Here is a 17,473-nt window from a genome sequence, read left to right on the forward strand (position 1 = left end):
CCATCCTTCCCATCTGCATCCATCACTTCGGATATGCAAGCTCCATTTTCGTCAAATGATCCTTGTGACCCACAATGATCAGCACATCTCCAGCTTCGATCCGGTCCTCCGCGTACGGAGAAATGTTCATCGAATTCCCACTGCGGATCGCCATCACGTTACACCCAAAACGTGCACGGATGTTCAATTCCATCAGGTTCTTACCGATCATTTGCTCGGAAGCTCTCATCTCCAGAATACTGTAATCCTCAGACAACTCAATATAATCGAGTATATTTGGCGAGGTCAGATGATGGGCTACACGTAGTCCCATATCCCGCTCAGGATAAATCACCTTATCTGCTCCAATCTTCTGCAGCACCTTACCATGAAGCTCATTTTGAGCTTTTACGATCAGCACTGGTACACCCATATCTTTTAATATCAAGGTTGTCAGAATACTCGCCTGTATATCTTCACCAATTGCCACAACGACAACGTCGAAATTTCGTATGCCCAGCGCACGCAGCGCCTCTTCATCTGTTGAATCTGCCGATACCGCATGGGTCACCACATTGGACATTTCCTGAGTCCGCTGCTCGTCCGCATCAATTGCCAGCACGTCGAATCCCATGCCACTCAGTGCATTGGCAACACTTGATCCGAACCGTCCCATGCCAATTACGGCATACTGTTTCTTGGCCATTAGGGTCTTAACCTCCCGCTGCACTTCAGCATGACGCATCATTACGGATACCCATGCTAACGTAAATAATCCTTCGTAGTATACCACAAAGCCTGATAAACTTGAATGCGCTCGCGCTTCCCAGGGAACAGTATAAAAGCAGCCGAATATACGAGGAGGGAATTGCGATGCCCATTACATTAAGCCTGCGTGAAGCGATTGTTCATAAAGTTCATGACAAGAGTGATGATCAGCTTCGGGAGATGATTGAAGGTTCAGTCGATGGACCGGAAGCTGCATTACCTGGACTTGGCGCCATTTTTGAGATGATCTGGAAGAACACAGAACCTGCCAAGCAGGAAGAACTCATTCAAATCGCGCAGGAGCATCTGCACACCATTCCCGTTCAACCGCTTCGCTAATCGAAGCATTGGAGGGTAAGGTAACCATCACACCGTTTGTTCTGTCTGCAAAAGAAAGCTTTCCCTTATTCGGCTGGATCATACCCGCCTCCAAGTAAGGTGTATAGCAATAGATCCCTCCGCCGATTGGCGGAGGGATCTTATTTTTAACAAGCTCTATTTCATTACATGAACTTGTCACATTCAACTAACCCTTTAATAATTGCCGAGGCAAACGTCGAACTTACTTAAGGCGCAGTCTCAAGGAACTTAGCTGTAGGATTTTTATCCATAGCCGTTCTCATGGCGTACTCATTTTCGAAGAGTACGACATAATTTCCTTTTTTATCTTTTACAAGCGCAGAGTTAATCCGGAATTTGCTTGCGTCCAGATTCTCGTCCACGATCCAGCGAGCAAACTGATAAGGCATGCGCTGCAATTGCACGTCTACCCCATACTCGCCTTTCATCCGGTATTCAAATACCTCGAACTGAAGTTGACCAATTACGCCGAGAATCGTCTCGTCGAAACTCGCCGTCTGGAACACCTGAATGGTTCCCTCCTCCGTCAACTGATCAATGCCTTTTTGGTACTGTTTATGTTTCAACGCATTTTTCACGGTAACTTTAGCGAAAATCTCTGGCGAGAACGTTGGCAACTCCTCAAAGACAACCTCGCTGCCTTGGCTCAGTGAATCGCCAATCCGGAAGATACCCGGATCGAACAAACCAATAATATCGCCGGCATATGCCTCTTCAACAATATCCCGATCCTGTGCCAGGAATTGCTGTGGCTGTGACAGCTTGATCTCTTTACCTACACGAGTATGCTTCACACTCATTCCACGTTGGAATTTGCCTGATACAATACGCAGGAACGCAATACGATCCCGATGTGCCGGGTTCATGTTCGCTTGAATCTTGAATACATACCCGCTGAATTTTTCATTCGTTGGCTGGATTTCCCCTGCCGTACTGCGACGTGGTTCAGGCTTCGGTGCCAGTTCCAGGAAATTCTCCAGGAAGGTTTGCACACCGAAATTATTGATCGCACTACCGAAGAAAATAGGCGTCAGTTCGCCGCGTTGAACTTTCTCCATATCAAACGGATCTCCTGCAACGTCCAAAAGCTCCAGATCCTGAATTAACTGATCATGCAGATATTCTCCTGCCATCTCACGGATAATTGGATCTGTATAACCGTTTACTTTCTGAACTTTAATGGTCGAGTGATCGTCCCCTTGGAACAACTCCACCTGATTTTTCATCCGGTCATATACACCGCAGAGCTCGCGGCCTGTACCAATAGGCCAGTTCATTGGAACCGAACGAATACCCAGTACATTTTCAAGTTCTTCCATCAGGTCAAATGGGCTTTTACCCTCACGGTCGAGTTTGTTGATAAACGTAAAGATTGGAATCCCACGCTTCGCACATACCTGGAACAACTTGATCGTTTGTGCCTCGACACCTTTTGCCACGTCGATCAACATCACAGCGCTGTCGGCAGCCGTCAGTGTACGATACGTATCTTCACTGAAGTCCTGGTGACCCGGTGTATCCAGAATGTTAACGCGATGATTCAGGTAATCAAATTGCATTACGGAAGAGGTAACCGAGATCCCCCGTTGTTTCTCAATTTCCATCCAGTCACTTGTTGCGTGTTTGCTGGCTTTCCGAGCTTTTACCGTTCCCGCAAGGCGAATCGCGCCCCCGAACAGCAACAGTTTCTCGGTTAATGTCGTTTTACCCGCATCCGGGTGAGAGATAATGGCAAACGTCCGGCGTTTGTCCACTTCCTGTTGAAGAATATCATTTGCAGCTTTGCTCATAGGTTTAATCCCTTTCGTCCGTTCATTCACGTTAATCCGGCATAGCCGGTCCATCATTCAATCTTTATGCAATCCGGCAAGGCCGGTTGATTGTACACTGGTCATTTTGCATATGAGGTATTCATACACTAGATTAATTTTACACATTTACAATGGAGTTCATCCTCCTCAAATCTGTGCTTTCATCCATACCGTGAACTGCTTCTTAACCCAACTCTCCTATTGTACCATAATCTGTACCGAAAATAACCGATTACTACCGCAGATTCTTCTCTTTCACTTGCAAAAAAAAGCACCCTTCAGCCATAACCATGGCATTCAGGCACTCCTCATTCATTTTTATTTATCGGGTTTAGAAAATCAATGCATCCAGCGCGTATTGTCCGCCACCAGTCAGGGCCAGCGCTACACCAATCACCAGAATCGCGAGATTATATTCGAATCCGTTCTGCGTGGACCAGTAACCGTTCGCACCATGGACTTTCACAATCGCAATGACCATCGTCAATGCAATCAGAATGCCGCCTACCGGTGTGAGCAGACCCAACGCCAACAGCAATCCGCCACCGAATTCCGCAAGTCCAGCCAGTAACGCCACCAATGCACCAGGCTTCATGCCCATCGACTCAAACCAGCCGCCTGTACCCTTGATTCCGTAACCTCCGAACCAACCAAACAGCTTTTGAGCCCCGTGCGCCATGAACGACAATCCAATCACCAAACGAATCAACAACAACCCTACATCCAACATCATTTTCTTTTCCTCCATTCAATATATACAAAATAGTATTCTCAGATTAAAGATATTATGCATATTTTTTTTCATGATTCTCTATACGCAAACCCCTTCAACTGGTTTACATTTTATCTCATGAATGATAACTTATCCGAAACGTTTGCCCGAATGAAGTTTGTCATTTGCGTAACTCTTTAACTCATGTGTTGAGTATAAGTTACATACTTACTTTTTGTCAACAACTTAATTTAAATTACTTATTTCCTTATGATGGATGCCTGCCTTTTCCGCGCTAAAAAGCCTGAGGACACCGCAAAATGCGATGTCTCCAGGCTCAGTCATGTAGTTTATGTTGTTAAATTTCTTACCCTAACCGTTCACTTGCCAGATCACGCTGTCCTCGTCCTGACCATTCACCGGCCACCAGTGGAATCCGTCCTGCTCCAGCAGCTTGTCTGTCGCTTCTGGCCCCCAGGTTCCAGCCGGGTACGTGTGTAACTCTCCCTGATTCTTGCCCCAGGCTGCAGCGATCCGGTCTACGAAAGACCAGGCTGTTGCCACTTCATCCCAACGGGTAAAGTACGTAGAATCCCCCTCTGCTGCATCGTGCAGCAGACGTTCATACGCTTCAGGCGAGTTGATTCCAATCATGCAGCTCTGACAAAAATCCATCGCGAGCGGCTGAATCTCGGAATCCGAGCCTGGTTTCTTGGCATTAATTTTGATATATATACCTTCCATCGGATTCACCCGAATGACCAGCAAGTTCGGTTCGAGCTTATATTTTTTCCCGAGGTACACGTTGTTTGGCATCGACTTGAACTCAACTACGATCTCCGTCGTTTTTACCGGCAGACGCTTGCCTGTCCGAATGTAAAATGGGACACCTGCCCAGCGGAAATTATCCACGAATACACGTGCTGCAAAATAAGTCTCCGTATTCGACTGCGAATCAACCTTGTCTTCCTGGCGATACCCCGGAAGGTGCTTGCCACGGTACTCCCCTTCGGAATACTGTCCCCGCACAACGTTGTTGCTCACTTCCTCATCCGAAGTAAAGGCTCGCAATGAGCGCAATACCTTCACCTTCTCATCCCGAATGTCCTCCGGAAATAGGCGACTTGGCGGTTCCATCGCAATCATCGTCAGCATCTGAAGCATATGGTTTTGCCCCATATCACGCAGTGCCCCAGAGTGATCATAATAACCGCCACGTTCTTCCACGCCTACCGTCTCACCCAGCGTAATCTGAACGTTCGCAATATGTTTGTTGTTCCAAAGTGGTTCGAAAAAAGCATTCCCAAAGCGGATCACTTCAATATTCTGTACCATTTCCTTGCCCAGATAATGGTCAATCCGATAGATTTCCTCTTCACGGAATACCTCACGAATCTGCTCATTCAGATGTTCAGCCGATTGCAGATCATAACCAAATGGTTTTTCGATCACCAAACGGTTCCAACCCCGACTTTCCAGCATACCGCCGTCCCGCAAACTGTACGAGACACTGCCAAACAGCTCAGGTGCCAGTGCCAGATAGAACAGCCGGTTCCCCGGCGTGTTAAACTTCGATTCCAGATGCTCCGTTTGCGCACGCAGCTCTTTGAATCCGTCCACATTATTGATATCCAGTGCTTTGTATTCAAAATGATCGACAAAAGCGTTCCACTCATCAGGTTCCCCCGCTGGATAACGGCAGAACTCTTTAATGGATTCATAGATGTCTTCCCGGAATTCTTCTGGGGACCTCGGACGACGTGCTACGCCAATAACCGCAAAGTCTTCGGCAAGCTTGCCTTCACGGTAAAGACTGTAGATAGCCGGAAACAGCTTCCGGCGGGCCAAATCACCCGTTGCTCCAAAAATGAAAAATACTGCGCCTGGTGTCTGTACTTCATCTTGCAATTGTTTTTCGACCATGGGCTCCTCTTTCTTCCGGGAAGATAACCTTCACGCTCTCCCCGAGCTATGTAATGGTGTTATATATGCACGACATACAACTGTCAATTACCAGCAAGTTCCTTCTTGGATGTGATGCCATTTTAGCATATCAACTGAATGGATGCACTATTTCACACTCACTTTTCTGATAAAGATTCTCAATATCCCGTCCAAATTCATAGAAATTTCATCCATTAATATTCAATCGTGATCACCGGGAAACCTACCGTGATTCGATTGTTCCCTTGTTCACCGACCTGATGAACTGCGAGTTGCATATTTAACATATGTGAGCTACTCTTGATCGACAAAGGCAGCTCAGCCGCCTCATAAGAGACACTTGCAGTCCCTACATCCGTATAACGTTCAACTGAGGCAATATCCACATTTTTGGACAGGTCTTTCTCGATGAGTGCTAACTGCTGACTCGCATCACCTTTAATAACATTAGCTGCTGTACCTTGCACAGACATATTCCAGCTTGCCTTCATCCCTGAGTCTGCAAGCAATTGATCGACCTGTTCCTGCAATATCATTAATGTCTTCCGATCCGTTTGTGCATCCCCTGAAAGCTGTACGATGACATAGTAGCCGTTGTCTCCTGTATCGACGACATTGACCAACATACCTGCACCTCCATTAGCCGTACCTGCAACCAGCTCACTGCGGTACACATCGTGGCCCGTCTGACGTACCTGTACCGGTTGTTCCAGTCCCAAGTGACTAGCCAGTAATACGGCCTGCGCTTGTGCATCTCCCCGGCCTTCTGCTTGCCATTTGATAACCAGACGATCCACATTATCAATCACGCTGTCAGCAGTATGGATTAACTGTTCCAGTTGGGCTGCTTTAGGTTCGTTTTTCTCTGCGTATACCTGTGTCACACCGATAAGAATAATGATAGCCATTGCTAATATGCCTGCTGTCATCCAACGATTTAACATTTGAATCCCCCGTTCATTCTTGCATTCTATGAATCTATCAACAGCATGCCCCTTTCCCACATTAGCTATACTTCTTCTGCACACAGCAAAAAAAGCCCCACCCGCCACTTGCATGGCAGATCGAAGCTTTCCATTCATACTTATAAAGGTTGTTCAAAAAGTCTGCTTTTGATTACGAAGGGTGCCTAGCGCCATCATCAACATCGAATATGGAATTCAGCCGAAATAAGTAGAGGCTTACGAAGAATGTTTCCTTTGGAAACATGCGGTTTCTCACGTAGCTCGATCTACGCTCCGCTACTCCATTTCTAGCTTTATCCCATCTTCTTGGTACTGAAAACCGACCTTTTTGAACACGCAATTATATAGATCATCTCTTATCTATAGCTTCCGCAAATTAATGCACGGTTCTTTGGCTTGATTATGATATTGCATATGATCCTGTTTACTCTGCAAGTCCGTTTTTATAAGCATAGATCGCGGCCTGTGTACGGTCGTCTACGCCCAATTTTGCCAGTAGGTTTGTTACATGGAATTTGACTGTCTTAATGCCGATGATCAGATCATCAGCAATGTCCTGATTTGATTTGCCTTTAGCAAGTAATCGGAGCACATCCATTTCACGGTCCGTCAATTCATCATGCAAAGGAGCTGCTGCCTGTGGTTGCCGGAACCGATTCATCATTTTCGAAGCCACCTGTGACTCCAGAACGGATTGTCCGCGAGCGGCTGCGCGAATCGCATCTGCCACCTCATTGGCTCTTGATGTTTTCAACAGATAACTGAATGCGCCTGCTTCAATGACAGGGTACATTTTTTCATCATCCAGGTAACTGGTTAATACGATGACTTTGCACTCCGGATACATTTTAAGTACCTGACGGGTAGCCTCAATGCCATCCATGCCTTCCATCACCAGGTCCATCAGGACCACATCGGGCTTATACTCCTGCGCAAGCCGAATGCCTTCCTCTCCACTACCTGCTTCACCAACCACTTCAATTCCATCTTCGGTATCCAGTACCGCTGCAAGACCAATACGTACCATCTCATGATCATCCACGAGCAATACTTTGATCGACGTTTCCGTCTCCGTTTCGACTTCCGGTTCCATTGACATGTTCTTCCTCGCTTTCATCACTCATCAAAGGTATCGTAATCTCAATCCGCGTTCCCTTACCAGGCGCTGTTACAAATTGTATGGCTCCACCAATCTCCGTAACACGTTCACGCATGTTAGCCAGACCGTATGAAGCTTGTTTATTCTCATCCAGATCGAAGCCTTGCCCATCATCACGAATCAGTACCCGAATCGCATCTGTGCGGCGCTGGAGCCGTATCTCCATTTTTTCCGCTTTTGCATGCCGTAACGTATTGGACATAGCCTCCTGAACAATCCGGAACAGATGATTCTCAATGCCTTTGATCAGATCGATGTCTTCGTCTATTTCGAGCACAATGTCCATGGGTACTTTCGTTTTCAGTTCCATCACCAGATCACGGAGACCTTGTTCGAGCTGTTTACCCTCCAGATAAACTGGCCGCAGATGTAACAGTAACGCACGCATCTCGGACTGTGCTACCGAAGCCATCTCCTCAATCAGGGCCACCTGCCGCTGAGCACGTTCAAAATCCTTTTCCATCTTTCGTCCAACGGCCGTTGCTGTCATGGATATCGCGAACAATTGCTGTGATACCGCATCATGCAGTTCCCGTGCCAGTCGCTGCCGTTCTTCCACAATAGCCGTAATTCTGGCTTGTTCGGCAAGCTGTGCATTATGAGTAGACAATCGCTGGAGCGATGATACCTGATCTTCCCACTTCTTGCCGATTCGTCCGAGTTGCTCACTTAAACGGCCCACATCATCATCGCCCAGATCAGGTACAGTGCGTGATAGAGAGCCCTTCTCCCACAGTAGCAGTGTTTCCCGCAGCAGTTCAAGCCGGCGTTTAACCCGATAACTCTGATAGAACCCAAAGACCGCTCCGATCCCAATCAGAAGCAGCAATAACGCAAGACCCGATTGAATCAGATGACGCCAGCCTGCAAACGGAGCAAGATAACCATATGTATACAATACATACAAAATAACAGCAAGGACAATGAAAACCAGGAGGACCCCTTCACCCATACTTCGGGTTACCATGTCGGTATGTCGTTTTGTCTTCATCGGGGTCTCCTCCTTCTCTTCATCTATATTACTACGGATTACTGATGCTTAGGTCGCCAACAATATAAGAAATGACAAATTTTGCTTTATGTTCACTGGATTCATATCCAGGAGTTCTCCATACTAATTTGTTCATCATGCCGCTATCTTGTTCTCCAAGAAGATTAATTCGTCCAAAAAGAACCGATGCTTCAATCTCCACACCATAATCTTCTGGTAGCGTAAGGCGAACATTACCCATAACTCCTTGCAGCAGCACAATCGTTTGTTTCTCCTCCGGAATCGAAAGAGACAGATCGGCGTTAACCTCACCCATCGCATGCCACAGACTCATACTACGTAACGTCCAGGATGATTGATCCCAATAGTACCGAGCCATGAAATTCTGTTTCTTCATAACGCCTTCGTCCAGCTGAATCTTTTTGTTTTTTGAATAAAAATAAGCTAAAGAACCCAGTACAATTAAAAATACAATCATTAAATTATCCAGCAATAACAGTGCAGCACCAACGCCAAGATATCGATAACCTTTACGGGTATCTCCTTTGCGGACTTGAAGCATTCCAACCGTTAACAGAATCAGTGCGGCAGCGGTCAGCAAGTTAATATTCTGATTCAATAACATCATTGTACCAATGATAATAATGACAACTGCAAGCCACTTACTTTTTTTATTCATCCCCGCCGCACCTCCCCTGTAAGTTAATCTCTCTTTATTCAACGGAAAAGCCATACCAGGCAATGAAGTCCTGTATGGCTTAACTTTTGTTCTACCAACCGTACATTATACACGATTTATAGAATATCATATTGTCCACTGAGCGAACAGTTATTCTTTTGAAGTTCCGTTCGCTTCATTCTTGGAACCATTGCCCATTTTGTTTTTAAGGGCTTGTAATTGCTGATCCACTTTGAATTGTTTTTCCACATCTACAGGGTTCGTGTACGTGGATGATGTGTTGCGATAAGGTGCACGGGCTACGTCAGCTTCAGCTTCCAGTTGCATGATTTTCTCTTCCATGCGGTGGAATCCTAGTGATGCGCCACCACTTTCGATCGAATGCAAGCTGTTAATGGAAGACATTTGTTTTTTGGCTTTAGCCATTTGTGCACGGGATACGAGTTCATTACGTTTGTTACGCATTTTGTAGAACTCATCTTTCATGTCATGCAACTGTTGCAACAGATCTTTAGCTTGAGCTTCGGACTGTGCATGCAGTTCGCTGTACTCCGTAATTTTTTGATCAAAGTAGATTTTCTCTTCCAGCAACTTGCGTGCCACTTCTTCCTGACCGTTGGCCAGAGCCGCTTCTGCTTGGGACTCACGTTGTACCGAAGTACGCTCCGCTTCATCGAGACGTTGTTTCATGCGACGCTCATTCGCCATTTGTTTGGCAACAGTTACCTCTGCCTCATGAATCTCAGCCTCCATATCACGCAAGTACTGGTTCAACATTACAATCGGGTCCTCTACCTTATCCAACATATCATTTACCGATGCTTTCGTCATATCCTTAATCCGTTTAAATACTCCCATTTTACTTTTCTCCCTTCTCGTAACGAGATAATTTTTGGCGAAGCTCTTCAACTTCTTTTTTCAGTGCTTTTTTCTCGATATCTTTCATCATGGAATCAAGTTCACTTTCTTGCGGTGCACCTGCTCCGTAGGCATTGTTGTCATAAGAACGCGGACCAGATTGAGGTCTGCTGTTGTATCCAGGGCCGGGACCGAAGTTACCAGGACCTTGTTGGTTGTGATTATTTTGAAAAGGACCTCTTGGCGGCTGATGATCATAGTTGTTGTAACCTCTGCCTGGGCCTGGGCCCGGACCGTAACCATATGGATCATAAGGCGGATACGGTTCCTTTGGTACCACCAGTGCTGCAATGAAATATATTAACAACGACGTGCCGCCAGTTACGAAGATACTGATGACAAAGATGATACGCAGCAGGGTGGAATCCATTCCGATGCTTTCGGAAATTCCGCCGCACAAGCCGGTTAACATCCGGTCACGCGTTGAGCGGTATAATTTGCTCATGTGCTTGCTCCTTTCGTTTACTTGTATCCTCTTACGTTGGAATCATAAGCATATGGATCAACGTGATTGGATTCCTTTGGTACCACCAATGCAGCGATGAAGTAGATCAACAATGATGTACCTCCCGTAGCGAAAATACTGATGAAGAAGATGATACGTAGCAGCGTGGTACTCAATCCGAGATTTTCAGAAATGCCACCGATCAAACCTGTTAACATTCGATTACGCGCCGAGCGGTATAATTTATTCACGTGACTACTCCTTTCTGTCATTGTTCAATTTCTGTCTTAAGCGCTCCAGTTCCTTATCCAGCGTGGAGGATGACATGCTGCCAGTCACTCCTGAACCATCTTGACTCATCCGTCGGATATCCCGGAGACTTTGTGCTTCATATTCGAGATCAGAGACTTGGTCATCCAGTCGGTTAAACATACGGGGTACATTCTGACCGTTGTGATTCCCTCTCTGGTTCATACGTTGTTGTAACTGAATCGTCTGCATACGAGCGTAGTAATATTGACGTTTGCTGTATACATTCTGATATTCAACCTTCAGCTGGTCGATCTGTTCATCCAGCTCCTGTAATGCCGCATAACTTTGTGCATACAATTCATTGTACTGTTCCATTTTTTCCTCGTGGAGAATTTTCTCCTGCAAGGCCAGCTTAGCAAGATGTTCTTCCCCTGCTTTCAGAGCCATGGAAGCCTGTTCTTCCCGTTTGTTCACCATACTTGCTGCCTGATCGGCTTGTTGTTTCATTTGTCTGGTATGGCTTGCATATTGATGACGAAGTTTCTCGGCTTCACCGATGTCTTGGCGGGTCGAGACCAGGAACTGATCAATCAGTTTGACTGGATCCTGACTTTGCTCCAAATGTTCGTTCAGATTGGCTACGGTAATATCCCGCATTCGACGAAATACACTCATTATGTTCTGTCCCTCCTTTTCATAATCGTGAAAGCTTAGTACCGACCACGACGACTGCGATTATTGCTTAGCATTGAGATACCAAAGATGATTAACCCGATCGCGATGATCGGTCCGATCAACCATGCCAGTTTGCCCATCAGTGAGATGATACCGATGATGAGAACAATCCAGCCAAGCATCACATTCCCTCGTTTAACTCCGTAGTATCCCAGTGCAATCATCAGGACCGGAATCAGATAACCCATTAAGTGTCCAAGAAGTGGAGTTAACTTTCCGAAGAGGAGTAGTGCACCCAGCGCAATCAATACAATCGCCCAGCCATTTCCCTTATTCATTCTCATAATTGTTGTTCACCGCCCTTTCCATTCGTTCATTTTAATGTGTTGAGTCATTTGTTCGTTTGTTTCTTGTTTTTTTGTTTCCGTGTTTCTTGTTTAACCTTATGTCCTTATTCTAGGGGATTTCGAGACTTTTCAAAACAGACCGTGGACGGTTTTTCATCCTAGACTCAGGTCGGGGATCTAGTTGGACCTTTGGCTGTCCCTATATAAGACCAACGTTCCGCCCAAGCTGAACAGCATTCCGGATACCTTCTATATCCCCGTATTCAGGCTACCCTTCAACCGATATCGACCTGTAGAGAGAATGATGTCCATGTCTCTATTTACGTTCACACTGCAATTTCGTTTCTCATGATTCCATTTAGGAGAGTCCGACCAAACCGTTTCTATAGCACTTTTCTGCAAGATCATCTATCATCAATCCCTTATCTCTGCTCGTTTGCCCTCTTGATAAATTACTTTTTTATCCAAATAAACAAATTTTAGATTGTTCTATATGTAAGCGTTTACTAAAATAGAAAGTGTTACTATTACTAATGTCAGGAGTGGAACTGAAACTGTGCGACCAATCAGCTATCTCCATAAAATGATTATCTTCGGAATCCTGTTAAGCACCCTGCCCATTTTGTTAACAGGAATTGCCGCATTTATCTATTCATCGAACCAAACTGAACTGCATCGTACACAGGCCAACAGACAGTTGCTGGAACAAATGCAATCCAACGTAGAGCACAAACTCGCTACAGTCAGTTATATGCTTGATCAGGCCGTTCGCTCTCCAGTAACCCTCCGTTCCCTGTCTGCTTCTTCTTCACTACAAGGGAAAGGGCATTTGCTTGCCGACAAGCTGCAAAGCGAATTTCAGCATATGAGGTCATGGGAACCTTTGCTGGATATTACCCTGGTGAACCAATCTCAGAATTGGCTTATTGATCATGCCGGATTATATCGTAATACGGATTTTCCACTCGCTCTTCCCATGAAGCAATTGATATCGGATACCCTAACCTCTGGATGGCAGCTCACCCCTTCATCGGTATTCAGTAATGATGAGCGTTCACCCGGTACAGGCTGTATTTATCATATTGCCCTTGCGAGATCTATTCCGAATCTGAACACCTCTTCCGATGCTGCCCTGATTGCGGGAATTCCTGCATGCTCTTTGCAAAATACACTTGAAGAAGCCTCTGTAGGCAATGCTGCCTCAGGACTGATCATCTTGAATCGGGAACAACGTATTTTGGTCCATCCCGATCCTGTATACATTGGACAACCTTTGTCTGCCATTGGATTACAGGATCGGGATACGGAAGCCAACATAACCAAATTATCACCCATTCCATTTTCAACAGGCTTTGAAAAACAAGAAGTTAAGATCGCCGATACACATTATTCTCTTACGTATAGCCCTTCTACTTTAAAAGGATGGACTTATGTTCTAATCTCACCTACTAATATTCTGACACAAGAATATATCAATATTGGATTACACACCTTGTATATCAGCATCTTCTTGCTTTTACTTTCATTAATACTCGCCTGGCTCGGCTCCAAGCGAATGCATGTCCCGATTCGTAAACTTTTAACCCAACTTGGTGACAACCATCTGTCCAAAGAAGGAAACACATTAGCGCAGCAATCACCACCATTTTCTGATGAGTTCGAGCAGATTAGAGCAGGAGTTTCACAATTATCTGCCTCTCGCTCCCAATTAGAGAACACACTTAATGTGCATCTATTGCAGATTCGCAATCATTTTATGATGAATCTGTTCCAGGGAAAGATCCCTGTTCATACTCTTCATGACACCCTGAATGAATATGGCTACACGCATCAGGTTCGGGAATGGCAACAAATTGCTGTTATTACACTACAGGCCGATCTCGTTAATCATACAAAATATCGAGCTGGTGATCGTAATCTCTTATTATTCGCTATCCAAAATATATTGGAGGAAACGGTTGCGCATAACCAGCAACTGCTTCCTATTGTGCTGGAACATACCGTAGTCACGGTAATTGGCACCGTCGAACAGGATGATTTTATTTTTTCACAGCAGCTATATGTATTAACAGACCGGTTACAACAACAGATTAATAAGATTCTAACTCTTCAAGTCAGTATAGGCTTCAGCCAGCCACACAGCTCCCTATATCACATCCCACAAGCTTACATAGAAGCCATGGAAGCATTGAGGCATCGGATGAAGCTGGGAACAGGCATTATTTTTCAATATGAGAACATAGATCATTACGCTCCCACTTGGTCCATGACCTACCCGGAATCATTGGAATATTCATTGATCCAAGCTATTCAAAGTGCAGATGAGGTCCATGCCTCTGCTCTTCTGCAACAACTGCTTGAAGTAATCTTTGGTATGGAGGGTACACCCGAGGAGTATGAGGTGGCTCTTACGAGGCTACTCACGCATATTTTGCAAATGACTCAGGAATCCGGCATACGACTCGGACAGATCTCCCAAGGCCGTGGATCAATGTTCCATGAACTTCATGGTTTGCAGTACGCCGCTGAAGTTGAGGAATGGTTTAGCCATCAAGTCATCTTGCCCGTGATCCAGGTTTTTAAAGCGAAACAGTATGCTCAATACCAGCATATATCAGAGAAGATGATTGCCATGATTCATCAAGATTACGATAAGGATCTGACACTTGAGGAATGTGCCTTGAAGCTACATTACAATGCCAACTACTTAAGTAGTGTTTTCCGCAAAGAGACCGGCTGTGCATTTAGTGAATATCTGACCAAGTACCGATTTAACATCGCTAAAAAATGGCTGGATGAAAGCGATCTAACCGTTAAAGATATCGCAGCACGGCTTCGGTACAACAATCCGCAGAATTTCATTCGATCATTTCGTAAGTGGGAAGGAATCACACCTGGCCAGTACCGGGAGCGTAAGCAGAAAGTAGAAGTCTCCAATAGGAAGTAGATTACGTGTTTGGTGTGTTACGTGTTTCGTGTTATGTTTTGTTTTTCCGTTGTCTCGATATTAAATCAAGCGTTGGTTGGTTGGTTGGTTGGTTGGTTGGGTTGAGCCCATCCGCAGTTCATTAATTCAACTTTACAGCTCCAAAGAGCCAACGGCTTGGTTCGATGTACTTGAAGTCTTAATAACTTTATAAAAAAGAGGAAGCAGCTATCCTGCTTCCTCTTTTAAAAAACTTAACTTCAAGCTCATATGTTTCACACATGCCTCTTCTTGTATGGCAGTGTGATGCTTGATAGCCTTATCTCAGACGTTAAACTACATAGTCCTCCCGATTCCTGATCCTCTTGTACATGTAACAAGCTCATGCAATTTATCGCTTATCCTTAGTGCGAACTGTTTTCATATTTGGCTGTTCAAGTTGGATTAGAATTTTCCCGAACCTTGCTCCACGTGAGAAGGTCACTGTACTATCCTTGTACGTATCCCGAATATACTTCTCAGCCAGTCTGAAAGAATCTTCATCCGATGGTAACTCATACGTATTAAGCCATTCAGGCAGCTTCTCGATAATCTCTTCCACCGGTACTTCAAATGAGTTAACTTCTCTCGTAATGATCATCGTGTATGAATAACCCTTCAAATACAGCAACTGTTGAATATACCCCATATCACCCGCCTTGTATGAAGAAGTTACACCCAATATATCCTTAAGCTCATCCATTAATGTGTGTTCCCTCTGTCCCGCCATAGTGCTTATGTACACATACTTACGAGCACAGTTGATCGCCATCTCAATCGTTTCCCAATCTGACATCGCCGGACACATGGATGCAAATGCAAAGTCATATTTCTTCTCCCAGCCTTTATCCTGAATGGAGATTTCCTCAAATCGTTCTTTTACGATTTCGATATTGGGTTCCAGAGATGAAGGTATCGTCTCTTTCATAAGGGAGACAAGCAACTCCGAAGGCTCAACTGCAGTCACACTTGCCCCCTTTTCGGCAAAAGGAATGGCAAATATGCCTGAGGCTGCTCCAATGTCCAAAATGGATAACCCTGCGAACTCCACACCCTGGTTCTCAATCCAGCCCGTAATGCGCTCAGTACGCTGCTTCCCTTCTTCCGTGAACGACTGTGCATGATAATCCCTGGCCCACCGCTCAAATGCTTCTTCTGTATTAAATGGTGCGCTTTTCTTTTTATATTTTGAACTTCTCGGACGATTCTTCCATGCCGCTTCCCATACAGAAAGATTAAATAACAGATCGGTATCCGATACATTTTTTTCATTAGCCACTTTACTTCACTCCTCTATATTAAAGACTTTACTTATCTACAATATACTGAATATAACCATACGTCAATCTTTATTGAAGTCCAACTATCCATACAATACATAAAATCAATTTATATAAAATAAAAATAGCCCCACACATTGCATATGCAACATGTAGGGCTATTCAATATACCGGCGAGAGGACTCGAACCTCCACGGTTTCCCACTCGATTTTGAGTCGAGCGCGTCTGCCATTCCGCCACGCCGGCATATGCTGGAGGCGCCACCCAGATTCGAACTGGGGATAAAGCTTTTGCAGAGCTGTGCCTTACCACTTGGCTATGGCGCCATATTTTGGAGCGGACGACGGGAATCGAACCCGCGACCCTCGCCTTGGCAAGGCGATGCTCTACCGCTGAGCCACGTCCGCATAATGGCTGGGGATATAGGATTTGAACCTATGCATGACGGAGTCAAAGTCCGTTGCCTTACCGCTTGGCTAATCCCCAATAAAAAATGAAAAAACAAAGGGGCGATCGAGGGGAATTGAACCCCCGAATGCCGGATCCACAAACCGGTGCGTTAACCACTTCGCCACGATCGCCACAAAAGGTTAATTTCTTAAAAGTTAATTGGCAGGGGCAGCAGGAATTGAACCCACACCAACGGTTTTGGAGACCGTTGTTCTACCTTTAAACTATGCCCCTAAAAACTGGTGGAGGATGATGGATTCGAACCACCGAACCCGTACGGGAGCAGATTTACAGTCTGATGCGTTTGGCCACTTCGCTAATCCTCCAGGATTACATGGTGCCGGCGAGAGGACTTGAACCCCCAACCTACTGATTACAAGTCAGTTGCTCTACCAGTTGAGCTACACCGGCGTATTACAGGTGTTATATATGGTGGCTCGGGACGGAATCGAACCGCCGACACGAGGATTTTCAGTCCTCTGCTCTACCGACTGAGCTACCGAGCCTTACTAATTAAAGAATGGCGGAACCGACGGGATACTCTCACTTCGTTCGAGACTGCGAAGCTTATGCTCTCGAAGTGAATGCTCCGACGAACCCAAAAACGGATTCTCATCCCTGAAGCATATATAAAATGGCGGAACCGACGGGATTCGAACCCGCGATCTCCTGCGTGACAGGCAGGCATGTTAGGCCAACTACACCACGGTTCCATAATACTTTCTCAAGGAAAGTTAATTGCGGGGGCAGGATTTGAACCTGCGGCCTTCGG

At 45.5% G+C, this 17,473-nt stretch carries 16 protein-coding genes and 10 tRNA genes; 2 read left to right on the plus strand and 24 right to left on the minus strand.

The window, feature by feature from the left end; translation table 11 throughout:
• Positions 1-22 precede the first annotated feature (22 nt).
• Positions 23-724, minus strand: coding sequence for a potassium channel family protein (locus tag ACE3K2_RS15495; RefSeq protein WP_076211287.1), 702 nt, complete (start codon positions 722-724; stop codon positions 23-25).
• 128 nt (positions 725-852) lie between these two features.
• Between ACE3K2_RS15495 and sspI the strand changes: the two genes are divergently transcribed.
• Positions 853-1,086, plus strand: a complete 234-nt coding sequence (gene sspI / locus ACE3K2_RS15500) for a small acid-soluble spore protein SspI (protein WP_036673259.1) — start codon at positions 853-855, stop codon at positions 1,084-1,086.
• A 227-nt stretch (positions 1,087-1,313) separates the two neighbouring features.
• Here the strand turns inward: sspI and ACE3K2_RS15505 are convergent, their stop codons facing one another.
• The 12 genes from ACE3K2_RS15505 to ACE3K2_RS15560 all read right to left on the minus strand — a co-directional run bounded on the left by ACE3K2_RS15505 (position 1,314) and on the right by ACE3K2_RS15560 (position 12,002).
• Entirely contained in the window at positions 1,314-2,897 is a 1,584-nt protein-coding gene (locus tag ACE3K2_RS15505; protein WP_342571046.1) for a peptide chain release factor 3, read from the minus strand.
• Positions 2,898-3,249: 352 nt separating this feature from the next.
• Positions 3,250-3,648: a DoxX family protein gene (locus ACE3K2_RS15510; RefSeq protein ID WP_024634146.1), complete on the minus strand. Its 399-nt coding sequence runs from the start codon at positions 3,646-3,648 to the stop codon at positions 3,250-3,252.
• Positions 3,649-4,002: 354 nt separating this feature from the next.
• The gene (gene zwf, locus ACE3K2_RS15515) at positions 4,003-5,553 is read right to left on the minus strand and encodes a glucose-6-phosphate dehydrogenase (RefSeq protein WP_421891868.1); all 1,551 of its coding nucleotides are present in this window, start codon (positions 5,551-5,553) and stop codon (positions 4,003-4,005) included.
• A gap of 215 nt (positions 5,554-5,768) precedes the next feature.
• Positions 5,769-6,518: a YwmB family TATA-box binding protein gene (locus tag ACE3K2_RS15520; protein ID WP_421891871.1), complete on the minus strand. Its 750-nt coding sequence runs from the start codon at positions 6,516-6,518 to the stop codon at positions 5,769-5,771.
• A 445-nt stretch (positions 6,519-6,963) separates the two neighbouring features.
• Positions 6,964-7,632 (minus strand): response regulator transcription factor, encoded by a 669-nt coding sequence (locus ACE3K2_RS15525; RefSeq protein WP_091020933.1) that lies wholly within the window; start codon positions 7,630-7,632, stop codon positions 6,964-6,966.
• On the minus strand, positions 7,574-8,689 hold the full coding sequence (locus ACE3K2_RS15530) for a sensor histidine kinase (RefSeq protein WP_421891874.1): 1,116 nt from the start codon (positions 8,687-8,689) through the stop codon (positions 7,574-7,576). Before ACE3K2_RS15530 ends, ACE3K2_RS15525 begins: the two co-directional genes overlap by 59 nt.
• A gap of 31 nt (positions 8,690-8,720) precedes the next feature.
• Positions 8,721-9,368 (minus strand): cell wall-active antibiotics response protein LiaF, encoded by a 648-nt coding sequence (gene liaF, locus ACE3K2_RS15535; protein WP_421891877.1) that lies wholly within the window; start codon positions 9,366-9,368, stop codon positions 8,721-8,723.
• 150 nt (positions 9,369-9,518) lie between these two features.
• Positions 9,519-10,226, minus strand: coding sequence for a PspA/IM30 family protein (locus ACE3K2_RS15540; RefSeq protein WP_124117409.1), 708 nt, complete (start codon positions 10,224-10,226; stop codon positions 9,519-9,521).
• A gap of 1 nt (position 10,227) precedes the next feature.
• Entirely contained in the window at positions 10,228-10,731 is a 504-nt protein-coding gene (locus ACE3K2_RS15545) for a PspC domain-containing protein (protein ID WP_278298326.1), read from the minus strand.
• A 17-nt stretch (positions 10,732-10,748) separates the two neighbouring features.
• The gene (locus tag ACE3K2_RS15550; protein WP_253440859.1) at positions 10,749-10,982 is read right to left on the minus strand and encodes a PspC domain-containing protein; all 234 of its coding nucleotides are present in this window, start codon (positions 10,980-10,982) and stop codon (positions 10,749-10,751) included.
• Between the two features lie 4 nt (positions 10,983-10,986).
• Positions 10,987-11,658, minus strand: coding sequence for a PspA/IM30 family protein (locus ACE3K2_RS15555; RefSeq protein ID WP_421891882.1), 672 nt, complete (start codon positions 11,656-11,658; stop codon positions 10,987-10,989).
• A gap of 35 nt (positions 11,659-11,693) precedes the next feature.
• Positions 11,694-12,002 carry a LiaF transmembrane domain-containing protein gene (locus ACE3K2_RS15560; protein ID WP_421891885.1) on the minus strand — a complete coding sequence of 103 codons (309 nt, stop codon included), beginning with the start codon at positions 12,000-12,002 and terminating at the stop codon, positions 11,694-11,696.
• Positions 12,003-12,561: 559 nt separating this feature from the next.
• On the opposite strand from ACE3K2_RS15560, the gene ACE3K2_RS15565 reads away from it, so the two are divergent.
• Positions 12,562-14,952 carry a helix-turn-helix domain-containing protein gene (locus ACE3K2_RS15565; protein ID WP_421891887.1) on the plus strand — a complete coding sequence of 797 codons (2,391 nt, stop codon included), beginning with the start codon at positions 12,562-12,564 and terminating at the stop codon, positions 14,950-14,952.
• Between the two features lie 370 nt (positions 14,953-15,322).
• Here ACE3K2_RS15565 and ACE3K2_RS15570 read toward each other — a convergent pair whose 3' ends face one another.
• The 11 genes from ACE3K2_RS15570 to ACE3K2_RS15620 all read right to left on the minus strand — a co-directional run bounded on the left by ACE3K2_RS15570 (position 15,323) and on the right by ACE3K2_RS15620 (position 17,414).
• Positions 15,323-16,249 carry a methyltransferase domain-containing protein gene (locus ACE3K2_RS15570; protein WP_421891889.1) on the minus strand — a complete coding sequence of 309 codons (927 nt, stop codon included), beginning with the start codon at positions 16,247-16,249 and terminating at the stop codon, positions 15,323-15,325.
• Between the two features lie 169 nt (positions 16,250-16,418).
• A tRNA-Leu gene (locus ACE3K2_RS15575) sits at positions 16,419-16,497 on the minus strand.
• Positions 16,498-16,503: 6 nt separating this feature from the next.
• Positions 16,504-16,577: transfer RNA gene (locus tag ACE3K2_RS15580), tRNA-Cys, on the minus strand.
• A gap of 6 nt (positions 16,578-16,583) precedes the next feature.
• Positions 16,584-16,658, minus strand: a tRNA-Gly gene (locus tag ACE3K2_RS15585).
• A gap of 4 nt (positions 16,659-16,662) precedes the next feature.
• Positions 16,663-16,737: transfer RNA gene (locus ACE3K2_RS15590), tRNA-Gln, on the minus strand.
• Between the two features lie 22 nt (positions 16,738-16,759).
• A tRNA-His gene (locus ACE3K2_RS15595) sits at positions 16,760-16,832 on the minus strand.
• A 29-nt stretch (positions 16,833-16,861) separates the two neighbouring features.
• Positions 16,862-16,935: transfer RNA gene (locus ACE3K2_RS15600), tRNA-Trp, on the minus strand.
• Between the two features lie 6 nt (positions 16,936-16,941).
• Positions 16,942-17,027, minus strand: a tRNA-Tyr gene (locus ACE3K2_RS15605).
• A 9-nt stretch (positions 17,028-17,036) separates the two neighbouring features.
• Positions 17,037-17,112 (minus strand) — tRNA-Thr (locus ACE3K2_RS15610).
• A 19-nt stretch (positions 17,113-17,131) separates the two neighbouring features.
• A tRNA-Phe gene (locus ACE3K2_RS15615) sits at positions 17,132-17,207 on the minus strand.
• A 129-nt stretch (positions 17,208-17,336) separates the two neighbouring features.
• Positions 17,337-17,414 (minus strand) — tRNA-Asp (locus ACE3K2_RS15620).
• Positions 17,415-17,473 lie beyond the last annotated feature (59 nt).

The organism is Paenibacillus sp. (assembly GCF_048976745.1).
Taxonomy (GTDB): Bacteria; Bacillota; Bacilli; order Paenibacillales; family Paenibacillaceae; genus Paenibacillus.

Bases quoted from the DNA above. Each gene is read 5' to 3' on its own strand.
- ACE3K2_RS15530 (WP_421891874.1), bottom strand. From the start codon at position 8,689: ATGAAGACAAAACGACATACCGACATGGTAACCCGAAGTATGGGTGAA.
- ACE3K2_RS15560 (WP_421891885.1), bottom strand. From the start codon at position 12,002: ATGAGAATGAATAAGGGAAATGGCTGGGCGATTGTATTGATTGCGCTG.
- ACE3K2_RS15540 (WP_124117409.1), bottom strand. From the start codon at position 10,226: ATGGGAGTATTTAAACGGATTAAGGATATGACGAAAGCATCGGTAAAT.
- sspI (WP_036673259.1), top strand. From the start codon at position 853: ATGCCCATTACATTAAGCCTGCGTGAAGCGATTGTTCATAAAGTTCAT.
- ACE3K2_RS15495 (WP_076211287.1), bottom strand. From the start codon at position 724: ATGCGTCATGCTGAAGTGCAGCGGGAGGTTAAGACCCTAATGGCCAAG.
- ACE3K2_RS15505 (WP_342571046.1), bottom strand. From the start codon at position 2,897: ATGAGCAAAGCTGCAAATGATATTCTTCAACAGGAAGTGGACAAACGC.
- ACE3K2_RS15510 (WP_024634146.1), bottom strand. From the start codon at position 3,648: ATGTTGGATGTAGGGTTGTTGTTGATTCGTTTGGTGATTGGATTGTCG.
- ACE3K2_RS15525 (WP_091020933.1), bottom strand. From the start codon at position 7,632: ATGGAACCGGAAGTCGAAACGGAGACGGAAACGTCGATCAAAGTATTG.
- ACE3K2_RS15545 (WP_278298326.1), bottom strand. From the start codon at position 10,731: ATGAGCAAATTATACCGCTCAACGCGTGACCGGATGTTAACCGGCTTG.
- ACE3K2_RS15555 (WP_421891882.1), bottom strand. From the start codon at position 11,658: ATGAGTGTATTTCGTCGAATGCGGGATATTACCGTAGCCAATCTGAAC.
- liaF (WP_421891877.1), bottom strand. From the start codon at position 9,368: ATGAATAAAAAAAGTAAGTGGCTTGCAGTTGTCATTATTATCATTGGT.
- zwf (WP_421891868.1), bottom strand. From the start codon at position 5,553: ATGGTCGAAAAACAATTGCAAGATGAAGTACAGACACCAGGCGCAGTA.
- ACE3K2_RS15520 (WP_421891871.1), bottom strand. From the start codon at position 6,518: ATGTTAAATCGTTGGATGACAGCAGGCATATTAGCAATGGCTATCATT.